Origin of the sequence: Actinomadura madurae (genome assembly GCF_900115095.1) — a bacterium.
Taxonomy (GTDB): Bacteria; Actinomycetota; Actinomycetes; order Streptosporangiales; family Streptosporangiaceae; genus Spirillospora; species Spirillospora madurae.
Genome location: NZ_FOVH01000005.1, coordinates 357,935 through 373,528 on the forward strand (window position 1 = coordinate 357,935; position 15,594 = coordinate 373,528).

Sequence of the window (15,594 nt, forward strand, 5' to 3'; positions counted from 1 at the left end):
GGCGCTAGTCGAGGACGAAGATCGTTCCCGTGCCTCCCTTCAGGTGCACCGCCACACCACCAGGGATTTCCACCGCACCCAGGGACCGGGTCAAGCACCACTCCTCGTCCGGAACGCCGGCCGGATGGAACGGGCCGTGCCGTTCGCCGGTGGTGATGTCCCAGGCCGTCAACGCACAGCCGTCGAACCGGCCCGTGGCGGTCGACTCGCGGTACGCGACGAACAGCCGGCCGTCCCGGAGAAGGGCTTGTGGACCGGGAGCATCGTTCAGATCGCGGACCTCGATGCCGGGGACGTCGCGAGACCACGACTTCTTACCGGTCCGGACATCGAAGGCGCGCAGGGCCGTCGAGTAGCGTGCTTCATCGCCCGTCCCGGTGCGGAGGTTCTCGGCGAAGACCGCCGTACCGGCCGCGGCATGCAACGGCCCGCGCTCGCCCGGGTCGCCCGACCTCAACCGGGTTCGGTCCTCGCCCGGCAGCCACCACTGCGGCCGTCCGTCGGCGACCCGGATCCCGGCCAGATTGTGCGTCACCGTCGTCTCCGCGGCTTCGCCAGCTGATCGCCGGATCTCGCGGGCGTCGACGACCGCCACGCCATCGGTGACCCCCACCGACACCTGCTCGAACCGTTCCACGCCGCCATCCCGCCTGACTTGCCAGGACCACAACGGCCGACCATCGCCACCGCCGATCCGCACCAGCCGATGACGGGGATCGACATGGCTCTTGTCGCTGTAGCAGGAGACGATCGTCAGCACGTCGCCGCCGACCGGGATGACTTCGGTGGGCCGGCAGCCCTCGTCCAGGACGAACCGCCACGACGTCTCACCCCCGAAGGTGAACCTGCTGAGCGCGCCGCGCTCGGTGGCGCCGGGTTCGTCCCGAGCCGGCCGCAGGTCGATCGTCACACGGCCCTCGCCGACCGAGACGACGCGCGCGGTGTCCGGTACCACGAAATCCGCTCGCAACCTGCCGGAGACCGTGTCGAACACCAACACACGGGTCCTGGCGCGCAAGCCGTCGATGAACAACGTCCGCGGTGCGTCAACGAAGACAATCGTCGCGAGGAACCGCCCATCCGGGCTGACCGCCGTGCTGCCGATGTCCACCCGGTTGGGCCGGTGCCGTGGGCCGCGTACCCGGGCGTCCCACCCGGTGGAACGCCCAGCGCCGGGCTCCGCTCGCCGGATCCAGCATTCGCAGGCCGCGTGCCTCCAGCACCGCCAAGCCGCCGGCCGTTCCGATCACGGACAGGCCCGCAGAGCCGGAGGGCCCGCGTCCGCGCGACGGCGTGGACCACGCCACCGCGCCGCTCAACGCCGGGGCGACGGCAGCCGGGGCCGGACGGTCCGTCGTCACCCCCTCGGTGTTCACCGCGACCACCCACGATGGCACCACGCCGACCGCTATGGCCACGGTGAGCAGCGGCATGGCTGCGACCGGCCCGATTCCGGCGGCCAGCCGCAGGCCGTACCGCGGGACGACCCCGTCCACGGAGTCCGCACCCGGCCACCGCAGGCTGCCCATCGCCGTCGCGAGGGCGCCGAGGGCCGCCAAGACGAAGGCCAGCAGCATCAGCGGCAGGCTCAGATCCACACCATTCGCCGGGCCCGGTGTCGGCATCCACAGCACCACCAGGACCGACGCGGCCACACATCCAGCGGCGAAGACCGAACTCGCGATGCCCCGTACTCGACGCCGGCGACCGGTCTGCGCGTTCCGCGAACCCGGGCGGGTGGCCCAGACACTCCACAACCAGGCCAGGCAGGCCACCGTCAACGCCAGAGCCAGCCCAGCAGACCAGCTTTCCGGATCGTCCGGACGCCGCCCGGTGCGCTGGTACTCGTTGACACCTTCACCGGGGATGTTGGCGACAACAGCTACGCCCACGCCGCACAGCGCCGATGTCACGCCAGCGCTCACCAGGGGGTTCTTCGCCATCATCCGCAGGCGTGACATCGCATACCTCCGGGGGGGTGCGGTAGCCGACCGAATCCTGAGGGACGGCCACGACGTATGGACCCCGATTGGCCAAGCTCGGCCGGCTCCGGGCGCCCTGCCCCTCGTCAGTACGTCTCAACCTGACTCAGGGTCCAGATCGCCCAGGCGACCGTCGCCAGCGCCAGCGCGATGGCCACCAGCCCGAGAGTGATCCCGGCCCGCGCCCGGCGACGGTCGGCGTCCTCGTCACCCCGCATGCGCTGGAGAGCGACGCCTCCGGAGACCAGCGCGCTGATGACGGTGGGCACGAACAGGTATACGGGGAGAAACCGAATCCACGGCGACGCGAAGGACGGCGACCAAGGGCAAGCGATCATCGCCACGGCGAGCGCACCGAGCACCAGGGACGCCGTCCCCCTCGCCTTCCGCGAAGCCCGCGCCTCGCCGATCGACCCGACGGTCTGCTGTCCAGAACTCATGGTCTAGAACGTAGGCGGCGACCGGTGCCCAGCCTTGAGCACTGATACTCAACTACACGTGAGCACCCGATCGGCAGTACCTGAGAGGGCATCGCCCACATCGCGCCTCGCGAGGACGCCGCAGCCGGATCGACTGATGGAAGATCCGGGGTCCGTAGGGAAGCGGCGGAGCCGGATTCATGCTGGCAGAGCGATTGCCGGGCCGCTCGCGGTGGACGGCGGTAGCGTGCACAATGCTCTGCACGGTCACCTCCTTCCGGCCGGCTGGTCCTCATCTTTCCCGTAGGCGTGAACATGGACGTTGAGAAGCATGCGGTCCCCGTTCAGCCTGGCCGGTTCGCGAACCTCCGGTCCAGGCTCCGCGACGGGCAGGACCGCCTGCCGACCTCGGTCTTCGTCGTCGGCACGCTGTTCTCGGGCTCGACCCTGCTCGGGCGGGACATGACCGCTCGGATCCGGGGCGCCCACTACGTCGGTGAGCTGAACAACTTCACGCAGATGCCCGAGTACAGCCACAAAGACGCCGGACTGGTCTGCGGGCCCTGCTCACTGCTCGGCAAGGAGTGCCGGCACTTCACGGACGCGCTCCGGGAGCGGGTGTCGTACGACGACATCCTCGGCATGCACCGGCGGTTCGCCCGGTCACTGGGCGTTTCGGTGGTCGTCGACGGAAGCAAGTACGTCGCCTGGCTCCGGCAGGCCGTCGAGCAGCAGCTCGCCGACCCGACGAGCCGGGCGACGCTATCCGTGATCGTCACGGCGCGGAACCCGATCGCCTTCGCGCTCAGCTACCAGAACCGGACGGGGGAGCCGCTGTGGCGGGGCGCGGGCATCTGGCGGGACACGTACGTGGACGCCCTCCGCACCGTCAACACGTACGGTCTGCCGCACATGGTCGTCCGCTACGAGGACTACATGGCGCGCCCGGAACGGTCCCTGGAGCGGTTGGCCGGCTTCCTGCACCTTCCGCTGGACGCGGAGCCCGACAACACGAGGATCCATGACACCGGCGGCAACTGGAGCTCCTTCGTCCCATATGTGGGGAAGGAGCAGTTGGAGGGCTACATTCGGCGGCTCGACGGTCCCGGGCGTGCGGAGGCTGAGGACTTCGTGAGGCATGCGCGGGCGTACTGGAACGACGAGAAGCCCCGGGAGGACACCCGCTGGCGGCGCAGCCTGAAGGCCGGCGAGGCCAACGCGGTCCTCAGCACTCCGGGACTTACCGACGTGGCGGGCATCCTCGGCTACAACGTCGCGGAGGTCGTCCACGCGGCCGTCCAGGGCGCACCGGCGAAGCCCCGCAAACCCATGCCCGCCACCGAACAGTGATCCTCGCCGTCTCGGCGTGCATCCTGAAAGCGCGCCTCTACCTCTTCGTCGGACTGCGTGCTTGAGGATCTCCCGGAGCCTTCTGGCGGACGGCGGTGAAACACGCGAAGCCTTGACGTCACATGGGGAGGAGACGGAAGCAACGGACCGTGACCAGGTGAGAGCATGGATCCATGGAAGTCGGCGGCGGCCCTGGTGGTGACGCCTCGCACGGTCCAGGCGCATGACAGCCTTCCGGAGGGACGGCTACGCCCGGCTGCGCGACTACGCCGTGATCGGGGACGGTCGGAGTGCCGCGCTGATCGCCGCCGACGGGTCGGTGGACTGGCTGGGAATGCCGGACCTGGACTCACCCTCGATGTTCGCCGCCGTCCTGGACCCCGTCCGGGGCGGGCATTTTCTGCTGGAGCCGGCGGAGCCGTTCACGGTCGCGCGCCGGTACCTGCCGGGCACGAACGTGCTGGAGACCACATTCACCACCGCCCGCGGCAGTCTGCGGGTCACCGATGCGCTGACCCTGGAGGGCGACGGGACGCTGGGGCCGATGCGGGAACTGCAACGGCGTTTCGACGGTGTGGCCGGGACCGTGCCCGTGCGCTGGAGCGTGCAGCCGCGGTTCGGTTACGGCGCTCACCGTCCACGCATCACAAGGCGCGCCGGTGTACCGGTGGCGGAGGCAGGCGGGGACGCCCTCGCCGTCTGTGCCTGGGACGCGGGTGAGCCGGAGTGCGCTGACCAGGCGATCAATGGCCGCCTTGAATTGAGAGAGGGGCGGCGAGCCCTGCTGGCGATGCCGTTCGCGCACCAGGAACCGCTCGTCCTGCCGACCCGTTCCGAATGCGATGCCCGTATGGAGCACACCATCGCGGCCTGGCAGGGCTGGTCGCGGGAACGTTCGTACGAAGGCATGTGGCGCGACGCCGTGCTGCGCAGCGCACTGGCGCTCAAGCTCCTGATCTTCGCGCCCTCGGGGGCGATCGCCGCCGCGGTGACATCCTCACTGCCGGAACACATCGGAGGCGAACGCAACTGGGATTACCGCTTCTCCTGGGTCCGCGACTCGGCGTTCACGCTCGACACACTACTGCGGCTCGGATGTTCCACCGAGGCGCACGCCTACTTCTGGTGGCTCATGCACGCCACCCAGCTCACGCATCCGCGACTGCGGGTGCTCTACCGGCTGGACGGGGGCCCCGACACGCCGGAACGGGTACTCCCCCTGGACGGATACCGCGGTTCCAGACCGGTGCGGATCGGCAACGCGGCGGGCGCCCAGAACCAGCTGGACACCTACGGTGAGCTGATGCAGACCGGCTGGCTGCACGCCGGCGCCGCCGGACGCCTGGACGCGGACATCGCCCGGCGCCTGGCCGAGCTGGCCGACTTCGTCTGCGCCGCCTGGCGGTCGCCGGACTCGGGGATCTGGGAGGTCCGCAGCGCTCCCCTGCACTTCACGCATTCGAAGATCATGTGCTGGGTCGCGCTCGACCGTGCCATCGACCTCTGCGAGCGCGGCCTGATCCCCGACCGCGGCTCGGACCGCTGGCGACTCGCCCGCGCCCAGGTGCGCGACTTCGTCGAGACACGCTGCTTCTCCCCCCGTCGCCGCTGCTACACGCGCTCCGCCGGCAGTTCGGACCTGGACGCCGCCGTGCTCTCCGGCCTTCTCCACGGCTTCTCGCATCCCGGCGATCCCCGCATGCGCACCACGGTCGACGCGGTGGCACAGGAACTGCGGCACGGTCCGTTCGTCGACAGGTACTCCGGCGAGGACGGGTTGAGCGGCACCGAGGGCGCGTTCCTGGCCTGTTCCTTCTGGCTGGCCGAGTGCCTCGCCCGCACCGGGCGCCTCGCCCAGGCCGTCGCGTTGATGGACGACCTGATCAGGCTGGCCAACGACGTCGGCCTCTACGGCGAGGAGATCGATCCGGACACCGGCGCCTTCCTGGGAAACCTGCCCCAGGGGCTGAGCCACCTGGCGTTGATCAGTGCCGCGTGCACCATCGACTCGGTCGCGGGGAAGGCGGGCAGGTGAGCGCCGGGGGAACCGCTGCGGGCGCGTTCGTCGGCACACTGGTCCTGACCACCGTCCTGCGCACCGCCAGCGAGTTCAAGCTCACCCGGATGGACCTGCCGTTCCTGCTCGGCACCGCCGTGACCGGCGACCGGGCCCGCGCCAAGGCGATCGGCTACCTCATGCACTTCGTCAACGGGGAGCTGTTCGCGTTCGTCTACTACGCCGTCTTTCTCGCCATCGGCCACGCCGGCTGGTGGCTCGGAGCACTCTTCGGTCTCATGCACGGGATCTTCGCCGGCACCGCGCTGGTGAACGTCCTGCTGCCGTTGGTCCACCCGCGGATGGGCAGCCCGATGACCAGCGCTCCCAAGGCCGCCCAGCTGGAACCCCCGGGCTTCTTGATGCTCAACTACGGACCCAGCACGCCACTGGTCACCGTCCTCGCCCACGTTGCCTTCGGAGCAATAGTCGGAGGTTTCACTTCGCTCGGCACCCCTGGATGATCCAAGCGGTGCGTTCGTCGGCAGGGAGGCTGGCCTTCACTTCTGCGCGGCGGTGGGGTACTCGCTGGGTAGGTCGAAGCGGGAGAACAGGTCAGCGTCGAGGAAGGCGACGACCCGGGTGATCGACGTGTCGTCGATCGTGAGCACATGGATGGCGTGTGCCCAGTGCACACCGGTAGGCCGCGACGGCCGGCTGTCCATTGGCCTGCGTGGGCATGAGCCGCGACGTGCCCGGCCGGTCGAGCACCCGGGAACCGATGAAGCGTGCGACGGCGTCACGTCCCTCGAACCACGTCGAGAACGGCGGCATCTCGAAACGGGCGGCCGCCCGTAGCAACTGCACCAGCGTGGTGATGCCGGCGTTCTCCAACGCCGACACACAGGCTTCGAGCAGCCTGCGCAGTCGGGGCTCCACCGGTTCGGTGATCTCAGCCTCGTTGGGAGCCGTCCTTGCCAGTCGGGCCCGGGCACGCTGCAGGATGCTCTTGACCGCGACCGGCGAGATGCCGAGCAGGTCGGCCACCTCGACGGCTCGCCAGGCGAGGACGTCGCGCAGGATGAGCACGGCACGTTGCCTGGGTGGCAGCAGTTGCAGTGCCGCGACGAACGCGAGACGCAGGCTCCCGCGTGACTCGATGACCCACGCCGGGTCAGAAGGTCCTGGCCGGGTCGATGCGGTCGGGTACGGCTGCAACCAGCCGATGTCGGTTCCGTCGGGGGTGCCCGGCACGTTGATGTCACTGCTCGGGCCGGCCATCCCAGACGGCAGCGGTCTGCGGGCGTTCTGCGCGGAAGCCGTCAGGCAGGCGTTCGTCGCGATCCGGTACAGCCAGGTGCGCACTGAGGATCGATGCTCGAAGGACGACCCGTCGCGCGGCTGGAGCTCACCGCCGATCGTGGCCTTCGTCGTCGCCGGGGCCGTCCTCCTCGGCCTCTTCGTCCTCCACGAGCGGCGCGCCGACGCCCCGCTCGTGGACCGCGACCTGGCCGCCTCGCATCGCTTCGCCGCCGGCAATCTGGCGCGCGGCCTCGGAGAGTTCGCCAGCCTCGGCCTGTTCTTCGGCCTGTCCCATCTCCTGCAGGTCCAACTCGGCCACTAGGCCCTGGTAGCCGAGGCGTTGCTGATGTCGATCATCGCCGGTGCGGTCGTCGTCGCGCCCATCGCCGAATCCCTCACCGGCAAGGCGCCGGGCCCATCCCGGCTGGACGTTCTTCCTGGCCCCGCCGGCGATCGCGGGCGCCGGTTTCGGGCTCCAGGAAGACCCGACCGCCGCCCACAGTCGCCGATCCGGCGAGGGCAACGCGACCCACTCACGGAACGTTCGTCCCGCCGGAGCGAACGGACGGCCGCGACCGTCGGCTATGAGCTGCGCGACACGTGACCGGGGCAGTTTGATCAGCAGCGCCGCGCTCCGGCGGTCCAGTGCGGCGAAGAAACGTCCATCATGCCGCAGACATGGCAGCCCCATCATGGTCGAACGCGTGATCGCGCTGTCGGCGAGCATCGGCTCGGCCAGCTCCCAGAACAGCTCTTCCGGAGTCACAGTGCCCTCCCGTGCCGTCGTCGGTCGTCGCCATGTTCGATCCGCCGTGGGCGGCCGACTCATCGGTCGTGTCGTGGAGGGCGGCTACTGTGCTGGGCATGGAAACGGCCGACGCCGACGCGGCGGCGCTGCTGGAAGCCGCGCGGTCGGGTGACGAGGTGGCCTTCGAAGCCCTGATGGCACCGCACCGGCGAGCCCTGCACCTGCATTGCTACCGCATGCTCGGCTCACTGACCGAGGCCGAGGAAGCCCTTCAGGACACCCTGCTGCGGGCCTGGCGGAGCCTCCACACCTACCAGGCTCGCGCCCCGTTTCATCACTGGCTGTTCCGGATCGCCACGACGACCTGCCTGAAGAGCATCGAGCGCCGCAACCGGACACCCACCGTGCTGGCCGAGGTCGGCCAGCTGCAGCCATACCCCGACCGGCTTCTGGACGAACTCGACCCCGTCCACGTGGTCGAGCAACGCGAATCGGTCGCCCTGGCCTTCGTGGCGGCCCTGCAACTACTGCCCGCCACACAGCGCGCGGTGGTACTGCTGCGCGAGGTGCTGTGCTGGAGCGCAGCCGAGGTCGCCGACTATCTCGGCACCACCGTCCCCGCGGTCAACAGCGCCTTGCAGCGCGGCCGCGCCACCCTGCGCTCCAAGGCCGCACCTTCAGAGCGTGCACTGGACGCGTATGAGCAGCGGATCCTGCGACGGTTCGTCCGGTCCTGGCAACGACGCGACCTTGATGCGCTGGCGGCCCTGCTGCGTGAGGACGCCGTCCTGCGCATGCCGCCCGAACCGGTCGAGTTCGTCGGACGCGCGGCGGTCATCGGCTTCTTCGCCACCCAGCCCGCCGGCGGCCGCCTGGAGCGGATCCGGCTGGTGCAGACCGCCGCCAACCGCCAGCCCGCACTGGCCGCCTACCTGCCGGACGCCACCGGTACTTGCCTCGGCTACGGCATCATGGTGCTGACCATCCACCCGGCGGGAATCGCCGAGATCACCGGGTTTCCGAACGCCGACATCTTCGGCTGGTTCGCTCTCCCGCCCTCACCCCCTGAGCCCTCGCATCCGCCGGTCAACGCCCCCATCCACGTGTGACGGCGCAACCGAAGGTCAGCGCGAGGCGGCCATCGCACAGGTCATGAGGGTCTGCAAGAACCAGATCCACCTCATTGGCCACTCGCGGAGTTGGGCGCGCCGGCCGCCGGGGCAAATGGCCGTAGGACGAGCGCCATGGCACCGATGAGTCGTCATGCTCCCGAGGATCTGTCAGGGTGCACGGCCGCGCCGCGGCCCGATCCCCGGGAGAAACCGTGGATGTCCTCGCCATCGCCGACCAGTACTACGACGCCTGGATCCACCATGCCGGTGACATGACCGACGTCCCATTGGCCGCCGACCTCACCTTCACCGGCCCGGTCGCCAGCTTCCGCACCGCCGACGGCTACCGGGCGATGGCCCGGAAAGCGGGCGCCGCCGTGCGCGGCTTCCGCGTCCGGCACCGATTCGTCACCGGCCAGACGGTCTGCTCGATCATCGACTGGGAAAACAGATCACCACTCAAGGCTGGGCCTCCCCCAGCCCCTGCAACGGATGGACGGTTCGGCAGACCGCCGACCACCTGACCGGCGGGCTGCTCCTGATCGCCCAGGTAGCCGAGGGCACCCCCCTCGACCCCGCCGAAGCCGACGCCCAACGCCAGGCCGACACCGACCATCTCGGCACCGACCCCGCCACGGCTTTCCGCGCGGTGGCCGAACGCTCGCTGGCCGCCTTCAGCGAACCCGGGGCGCTGGAACGGCAATCCCCCTTCCTCGCCGGACCGTCACGCGCCTACGAACCTGATCCCATCGAGAACGATCGCGGATCGAGGACGTGATCCAGGCCGCCACCGCCGCCGTTCCACCAAGCCACCTTTTGTCCTTGCCACCCAGGCGGCCGGACCATCGCGGTGATCTCCGCCGCGTGTGACCGCTCCCCGAACCCGGCAGGCCCAGACCCGTATGACTCTGAAGGCCGGTCGCCGTGTCGAGGCATCAAGGGCGGTTCAGGGCACGAACGATGAGTTGGCCGACGACGAGGTAGAGCAGCGCGGCGAATCCGTAGTTCAGGACAACACCGAGTGTGGCGTCGTCGGGGGTGAAGACGTCTCCGAGGCCGAGGACGAGGGCCTTGGCGACGCTGTAGACGCCGTGGACGAAGCCGTTGCCCTGGTTGGCGTCGAAGACCACGAACAGGATGTGCAGCAGGAAGATCACGGCGACGGTGCCGGTGACCCCGCGAACGACGGTGGCCACAGCCGCTGAGCCGTCATGGCGGCGGCGGGCGTCGTGGCGCGACTGATACGGGTCTACCCCAGGGTGAGGCGGCGGCGGGTGAGGGCCCTGGCCGTATGGGGGAGCGTGGCGGGGATCTTGACCGTACGGGGGAGGATGTGCCATGCCCACGCATTGTAGGGGCGTGCGAACTCGTCGTCACAAACTGTGTGGTTCATTCTTCCCGTTCGCCATTCGCAGCTCCCATAGACCAAAGTGATATCCAAACGCCGACATGACCATTGATCTGGAGACTGTCACTCTGCGCCGGACAACGTGTCGAGGAGGCGCAAGGTGGTGGGGTCGGGCGTCCAGCCGCCTCGGCGGGAGGCCTCGTCGAGCTTGTCGCGTATCTCGGCGACCTTTTCGGCGAGCTCGTCGTCCTTGCCCTCGCGGACGTGTTCGGCGATCTTCTCCAGGTGTTCGGTGACCTTGTCGGCGGTCTCCTCGTCGAGCCGTCCGCTGTCGGCCTGCCGGGCTATGCGTTGCTGGAGGGCGATCAGTGTCGATGCCGTGGACGGCGGGCGCGTCGCCGGTTCGGTTGATCGCGCCCTGCTCGGACCTTGGGCCGACGGACCAGTGGACTGGGAGGGAGCCGCGGCGGGTCGGTCTTCCGGCCCGATGACGGCGACCATGACGGCGACCATGATGACGACCACCGCGCCGAGTGCGGCGACGAGCAGCGGGCGCCGTGCGAGCCATGCCACCAGGGAAGACTGAGGCGGCAGCACCTTGGTGTGCGGACGGGCGTGCCGGGCGCCGGTCGGAGCAAGGGCGGGAAGCACCTCGGTGACGTTGGACGGCTTGTCCGTCACCGGGCTCGGGGTTCCAGCCTGACCGATCAGCTCCAGCACCTCGGCCACGCGGGCGGCGTCACTGGTCCGCCTCTCGGGGTGTTTCGCCAGAAGCCGCAATATCACCTGCTCCAGGTTCGGCGGGACCTCCGGACGCAGCCGTCCTGGCGGGACCGGGGGGTCGTGCAGGTGCCGGTGGAGCACCGACACGGAGGTGTCGGCCGTGAACGGCGGCTGTCCGGTGGACAGCTCATAGAGCACGCAGCCCAGCGCGTACAGGTCGCTGGCCTCGCCGGGTGGCTGCCCGAGAGCGACTTCGGGGGCCAGGTACCCGGCGGTGCCCACCACCTTTCCGGCCGCCTCTTCGGTGGCGGGGACGTGCAGGGGACGGGCGACGCCGAAGTCGGTGAGCTTGAGGACGCCGTCGTCGGACAGCAGCAGATTCGCCGGCTTGACGTCACCGTGCACCACGCCGGCGGTGTGGGCGGCGGCCAGCGCGCGGGCCGCCTGCGCCCCGAGCCCGGCCGTCTGCCCGGGCGGGAACGGTCCCCTCACGTCCAACATCGCGGCCAGGTCCTGGCCGGTGACCAGCTCCATCACCAGGAACACCCGGTCACCGTCGGCCGCCACGTCATAGACCTGCACCACGTTGGGATGCACCAGCCGCGCCGCGCCGCGGGCCTCCCGCCACACCCGCTCACCGACCGTGCCGACCGACTCGTCGCGGGTCCCCGCGGCCGGGGACGCGGGATCCAGCAGCTTGACCGCGACCCGCCGCCCCAGCGACATGTCCTCGGCGCACCACACCTCGGCCATCCCGCCCCGGCCGATCGGCTCGATCAGCCGGTAACGGCCCGCCAGCAACACCGTGCCATCGGCCGTGCGTCCATGTCGTCCCATAACCCCAGTTCCCATTAACGCCACCACAACGTCCGTCGCCAGGTGGCGCCAGCCGGATCGTCCGATCGACCCGTGTCCTTCCTCTTAGAGCGCTCGCAGCGACAGCGACGTCACGCTGGAGCCATCGCAGACCGCCACTGGGCCCGGGCCTCGTACGCTCACCGCCCTCGGCGGCGCCCGCGCCGGCCTCTGCCGGCAAGCAGTTCATCCACCGGGAAGGCCCCGCCCCTACGGGGGCGAGGGGCGGGGCCGGCGCCGAGGGATGCCTCAGTCCGATCAACATCCCGGCACACGGTCACGGCGGGGAATCCGCAACCTCTTAGCTAGCAAGCGCCGCATGCTCCAGATCTGTCACACCTTCGCCGGCAGGGGCCAAGCCCGAGCACTTCCCGGCCTTCGTCGGCATCGCCGCCACGCTCATCTGCCACCGCCGAGACTCCCCAAGCGAAACGAGGTTTTACGGCGGACGGTTGGTGGATCTCGCCTAGGCGCATGGCCCGGGGGGCCTGTCGGCTCGCAGGTGGACTCGGCGGGGCTGGGATGCGGTCTGGCAGTGCAAGCCGGTCGAGCGCGGGATGCTGCAGCGACGGCGGGATCATCCCGACCGTCTGAGCACCGGCCAGCGCGAAGAACAGGGCCATCACCCTGAGTTCCGTGGTCATCGACGCTGCCAACGTCGACGCGGAGCGCGCCTTCTGGCACCGGCTGCTCGGTGGCTCGATTCATCGCACGCCGACCCATCACTTCATCCAGGCCCCCGGTCTCCCGGTGGTCGTCGTCAGTCCGCTGCCGGACACGCCGCGCCGAACTGACCGGACGGCGCGTCCCAGCAGCTCAGGGGGTTCGCGGGGTTTGCGGGGTCGGGACGGCGGTGGCTTAGTGCGCCGGCCTCGGCGTCGTCTCACTTGGTCGTGCTACTAGTCGGAGCCCTACCGGGGTGAGGGTTCCGTCGGCGACGCGACGTTGCTCGATGTCCCGCAGTACGGCGAACCAGCGTCGGCCGGTGGCATCGTCGGGCAGCCATCCGCCGAGATAGCGGTGCAGGTAGGGCACGCGGGCGGATTCGGTCAGGTCGAACTGGGTGGCGATCGCGTCGGTCATCGCGGCTCCGGTGTGCGACGGGTCGCCGTCGCGGTGGCGGCGGGTCCAGTGCTGGAGCGGCTGGTCGGCCGGCTCGGCGGGCCCGCGCCATCCGGGCAGGCCGGCGGACGAGATCAAGGCGGCGATGTCGTAGAACCAGGCGGCGGTCGTCCGGTCGGCGCGTTCCCAGGCGAACTCGTCGGCGATCAGAAGACCGTCCGGCTTCAGGAGGGCCTTGGCCCGTGCGACCGCCGCGTCGAGGCGGTCGACGTGGTGCAGCGACAAGGAGAACAGCACAGCGTCGAAGGGTCGGTCACGGTATCGGGTGATGTCGGCCTCGATGACCGGGGCTGCGTTGTCCTGTGCGGCGGCCACCTCGTGCGGGTCGCTGTCGATGCCGGTCACCTCGTAGCCGCGGTCCTGCAGAGCGGCCGCGAGTTCACCGCGGCCGCATCCGGCGTCCAGGACGCGGGCGGGGGGCGCGGGCAGGTGTTCGGCGAGAAAGGCCAGTTGCTGGGCCGTCGATGTGATGGTCACGGCAGTAGCCTCGACCGGCTTCGCCATGAGCGCCACTGCGGGTTTGTATGACTTCCCATAAACTCAACACATGCTTGATACGTGGACCTTGCGGGTGTTGGTGGAAGTGGCCGACCGCGGCTCGTTCTCCGCGACCGCCGAGGCGCTGACCATGACGCAGCCGGCGGTCTCACGCCAGATCGCCGGGCTGGAAAAGCGGCTCGGCATCCACCTCTTCCAGCGGTTGCCCCGCGGAGTGCGACCCACCCCCGCCGGAGAGGTCGCGATCGAACTCGCCCGCGACACCATCGCCCGCCTGCGGGCGATGGAAGACCACCTGGCCGCCTTCGCCACCCTGGACGCCGGCCAGCTGCGGCTGTCCGCCTTCCCGAGTGCGAACACGTTCCTCGTGCCGGAGGCCATCCGCCGCTTCAGTGACGCCCATCCCGGCGTGACACTCAGCCTCAACCAGACCGACCAGGGTGATCCGCTGATGCCGGTCCGGGACGGCCGCGTCGATCTGGCCCTGGTCACCTCCTGGCAACCAGTGAACGACCAGGCCGCCGTGGAACTGATCCCGCTGCTCGACGAGGAACTCCTCCTCGCCCTGCCCTCGCACCACCCACTGGCCCGGCACACCTCGGTTCGCCTCCGTGACCTGCGGAACGAAACGTGGATAGAAGGCGCCCACCCCGACTGCCTAGGCCCCATCCCGCGCCTCGCCGACGTGCTGGGCAACCCACCCCGCATCGGGTTCACCTGCGACGACTGGAACGGCAAGCAAGCTCTTGTCGCCGCCGGCGCCGGCGTGACCCTCGTGCCCACCTTGGCGCGGGCCACGATCCGCGCGGACGTTGCGTTGCGCACCACCAGCCCGCCGCTGCCGGCGCGCCGGCTGTTCGCCGCCGTGACCGCATCTCCATACCGGCCGCCGGCGGTGTCGGCGATGCTCACCCTGCTCACCGCCATCGCCGCACAGCATCGAACCGACCGGGGTGAGAAGGGGTTGTGAGAGATGCGGCCCGGTTCGGTGGAGCATCGTGGATCGGCCGATGCTCTCCAGCGCGGCGGTGGCCACGGGGCGGCCGTGCCGCCCGATGGCCGTCCCGGCGTCGGCTCGCAGGTCCGCGTTTCGTGTGCGTCGTCGACGACTAACTCCACCAACCGACCAGGTCGCTGTGCATGTCCCTGATGCTTTGGGGGGCCTTGCGGGGAGAGCCGGTGTCGTAGGGCGGCTGCGGGTCGTACTCAAGGAGGAGCTGGGCGGACTGGGCGGTCTCGGCTCCGCTCAGCCGGGCGATGACCTCCAGGGCCAGGTCGATTCCGGCGGACACTCCGGCACCGGTGACGATCTTTCCTTGGAACACCACCCGCTGCTCGGTGGGCTCGGCGCCGTACTTGCGCAGTTCGTCGTAGGCCAACCAGTGCGTGGTCGCCTTCTTTCCTTGCAGGAGGCCGGCCGCCCCGAGCAGCAGGGATCCCGTGCAGACGGACGTGGTGTACGTGGTGTGCTCGTGCGTTGAGCGGATCCAGTCGATGACGGGGTCGCCCTGACGGGCCATCTCCCGGGTGATGTTTCCGCCGGGCACCAGCAGGACGTCGGGATTCGGAACATCCTCGAAAACGTGGTCGACGTCGATGTGCAGCCGTCCTTTGGCGTCGGCGAGCCGGCCCCTTTGCGCGGCGCAAACGACGACCTCGGCATCTGGGACGGCCGAGAAGAATTGGTAGGGGCCCAGAGCGTCCAGGATGGTCACCTTGGGGAACAGGGCGATGGCGATCTGCATTGCTTCCTCCTCTTGGCAGGGCCGTCCGGGTTCACGGCCATCAGTGATGGCCGTAGACGTGGCGCGGCCTCCCGGATCCAGTTGGGAACACTGGGCTGTTCCGGCGGTGCCGGCCGATCGGATGAGCGGATCGGCGTGAGTCCAGACGGCGATGGTCCACCCGGCAGAGCCGACGCACGCCGGCCGCTGGCCGATCGGTGTGATGGTGAGCCGGGGGTCATAGAAGCAGCATCAACCGACCTCGCTATGAGCACCACTTCAGATTTGTATCAGTTGCCATAAACTCAGCGCATATGTCGCGTAGGGCACGTGGCCGAACTGCACCAAGATGGATCAAGCGCCGACAAGACCGTGATCAGACTGGACGCACAGGCGCCCCTGGCCCGCCATCGCC

At 69.6% G+C, this 15,594-nt stretch carries 16 protein-coding genes; 7 read left to right on the forward strand and 9 right to left on the reverse strand.

Annotated features, from left to right (window positions below; translation table 11 throughout):
* Nucleotides 1-4 precede the first annotated feature (4 nt).
* The 3 genes from BM339_RS17795 to BM339_RS17805 form a co-directional block, all read right to left on the reverse strand.
* Nucleotides 5-1,111 carry a PDDEXK family nuclease gene (locus tag BM339_RS17795; protein WP_143118483.1) on the reverse strand — a complete coding sequence of 369 codons (1,107 nt, stop codon included), beginning with the start codon at nt 1,109-1,111 and terminating at the stop codon, nt 5-7.
* Nucleotides 1,047-1,961, reverse strand: coding sequence for a hypothetical protein (locus tag BM339_RS17800; protein ID WP_143118484.1), 915 nt, complete (start codon nt 1,959-1,961; stop codon nt 1,047-1,049). Before BM339_RS17800 ends, BM339_RS17795 begins: the two co-directional genes overlap by 65 nt.
* 107 nt (nt 1,962-2,068) lie before the next feature.
* Nucleotides 2,069-2,422 carry a hypothetical protein gene (locus BM339_RS17805; RefSeq protein WP_021591426.1) on the reverse strand — a complete coding sequence of 118 codons (354 nt, stop codon included), beginning with the start codon at nt 2,420-2,422 and terminating at the stop codon, nt 2,069-2,071.
* A gap of 294 nt (nt 2,423-2,716) precedes the next feature.
* On the opposite strand from BM339_RS17805, the gene BM339_RS17810 reads away from it, so the two are divergent.
* The 3 genes from BM339_RS17810 (at nt 2,717) to BM339_RS17820 (ending at nt 6,271) form a co-directional block, all read left to right on the forward strand.
* Entirely contained in the window at nt 2,717-3,751 is a 1,035-nt protein-coding gene (locus BM339_RS17810; protein WP_075021558.1) for a sulfotransferase family protein, read from the forward strand.
* A gap of 223 nt (nt 3,752-3,974) precedes the next feature.
* Nucleotides 3,975-5,786, forward strand: coding sequence for a glycoside hydrolase family 15 protein (locus BM339_RS17815; RefSeq protein WP_075021559.1), 1,812 nt, complete (start codon nt 3,975-3,977; stop codon nt 5,784-5,786).
* The gene (locus tag BM339_RS17820; RefSeq protein WP_021591429.1) at nt 5,783-6,271 is read left to right on the forward strand and encodes a hypothetical protein; all 489 of its coding nucleotides are present in this window, start codon (nt 5,783-5,785) and stop codon (nt 6,269-6,271) included. The genes BM339_RS17815 and BM339_RS17820 overlap by 4 nt, the downstream gene beginning before the upstream one ends.
* Nucleotides 6,272-6,362: 91 nt before the next feature.
* Here BM339_RS17820 and BM339_RS17825 read toward each other — a convergent pair whose 3' ends face one another.
* Both BM339_RS17825 and BM339_RS49920 read right to left on the reverse strand, forming a co-directional pair.
* The gene (locus BM339_RS17825; RefSeq protein WP_256255392.1) at nt 6,363-7,166 is read right to left on the reverse strand and encodes an RNA polymerase subunit sigma-70; all 804 of its coding nucleotides are present in this window, start codon (nt 7,164-7,166) and stop codon (nt 6,363-6,365) included.
* Entirely contained in the window at nt 7,156-7,815 is a 660-nt protein-coding gene (locus tag BM339_RS49920) for a hypothetical protein (RefSeq protein ID WP_177287716.1), read from the reverse strand. The genes BM339_RS17825 and BM339_RS49920 overlap by 11 nt, the downstream gene beginning before the upstream one ends.
* 98 nt (nt 7,816-7,913) lie before the next feature.
* Between BM339_RS49920 and BM339_RS17830 the strand changes: the two genes are divergently transcribed.
* From BM339_RS17830 to BM339_RS52635, 3 genes are all read left to right on the forward strand, one after another.
* Complete coding sequence (locus tag BM339_RS17830; protein WP_083597732.1) at nt 7,914-8,906, forward strand: RNA polymerase subunit sigma-70; 993 nt, start codon at nt 7,914-7,916, stop codon at nt 8,904-8,906.
* Nucleotides 8,907-9,082: 176 nt separating this feature from the next.
* The gene (locus BM339_RS51450; protein WP_143118486.1) at nt 9,083-9,433 is read left to right on the forward strand and encodes a nuclear transport factor 2 family protein; all 351 of its coding nucleotides are present in this window, start codon (nt 9,083-9,085) and stop codon (nt 9,431-9,433) included.
* On the forward strand, nt 9,361-9,687 hold the full coding sequence (locus tag BM339_RS52635; RefSeq protein ID WP_369076952.1) for a maleylpyruvate isomerase N-terminal domain-containing protein: 327 nt from the start codon (nt 9,361-9,363) through the stop codon (nt 9,685-9,687). The genes BM339_RS51450 and BM339_RS52635 overlap by 73 nt, the downstream gene beginning before the upstream one ends.
* Nucleotides 9,688-9,844: 157 nt before the next feature.
* Here the strand turns inward: BM339_RS52635 and BM339_RS17845 are convergent, their stop codons facing one another.
* The 3 genes from BM339_RS17845 to BM339_RS17860 form a co-directional block, all read right to left on the reverse strand.
* Nucleotides 9,845-10,105, reverse strand: coding sequence for a hypothetical protein (locus BM339_RS17845; RefSeq protein WP_075021562.1), 261 nt, complete (start codon nt 10,103-10,105; stop codon nt 9,845-9,847).
* A 275-nt stretch (nt 10,106-10,380) separates the two neighbouring features.
* Nucleotides 10,381-11,817, reverse strand: coding sequence for a serine/threonine-protein kinase (locus BM339_RS17850; protein ID WP_177287717.1), 1,437 nt, complete (start codon nt 11,815-11,817; stop codon nt 10,381-10,383).
* An 876-nt stretch (nt 11,818-12,693) separates the two neighbouring features.
* Nucleotides 12,694-13,434, reverse strand: coding sequence for a class I SAM-dependent methyltransferase (locus tag BM339_RS17860; protein WP_177287718.1), 741 nt, complete (start codon nt 13,432-13,434; stop codon nt 12,694-12,696).
* Between the two features lie 70 nt (nt 13,435-13,504).
* Between BM339_RS17860 and BM339_RS17865 the strand changes: the two genes are divergently transcribed.
* Nucleotides 13,505-14,425 (forward strand): LysR family transcriptional regulator, encoded by a 921-nt coding sequence (locus BM339_RS17865; protein ID WP_075021565.1) that lies wholly within the window; start codon nt 13,505-13,507, stop codon nt 14,423-14,425.
* Between the two features lie 139 nt (nt 14,426-14,564).
* Here BM339_RS17865 and BM339_RS17870 read toward each other — a convergent pair whose 3' ends face one another.
* Nucleotides 14,565-15,200 carry a DJ-1/PfpI family protein gene (locus BM339_RS17870; protein WP_021591442.1) on the reverse strand — a complete coding sequence of 212 codons (636 nt, stop codon included), beginning with the start codon at nt 15,198-15,200 and terminating at the stop codon, nt 14,565-14,567.
* Nucleotides 15,201-15,594: the final 394 nt, after the last annotated feature.

Coding starts and splice junctions, on each gene's coding strand:
- BM339_RS17815 (WP_075021559.1), top strand. CDS start 3,975: ATGACAGCCTTCCGGAGGGACGGCTACGCCCGGCTGCGCGACTACGCC.
- BM339_RS17870 (WP_021591442.1), bottom strand. CDS start 15,200: ATGCAGATCGCCATCGCCCTGTTCCCCAAGGTGACCATCCTGGACGCT.
- BM339_RS17810 (WP_075021558.1), top strand. CDS start 2,717: ATGGACGTTGAGAAGCATGCGGTCCCCGTTCAGCCTGGCCGGTTCGCG.
- BM339_RS17850 (WP_177287717.1), bottom strand. CDS start 11,817: ATGGGACGACATGGACGCACGGCCGATGGCACGGTGTTGCTGGCGGGC.
- BM339_RS17865 (WP_075021565.1), top strand. CDS start 13,505: ATGCTTGATACGTGGACCTTGCGGGTGTTGGTGGAAGTGGCCGACCGC.
- BM339_RS17800 (WP_143118484.1), bottom strand. CDS start 1,961: ATGTCACGCCTGCGGATGATGGCGAAGAACCCCCTGGTGAGCGCTGGC.
- BM339_RS17805 (WP_021591426.1), bottom strand. CDS start 2,422: ATGAGTTCTGGACAGCAGACCGTCGGGTCGATCGGCGAGGCGCGGGCT.
- BM339_RS17830 (WP_083597732.1), top strand. CDS start 7,914: ATGGAAACGGCCGACGCCGACGCGGCGGCGCTGCTGGAAGCCGCGCGG.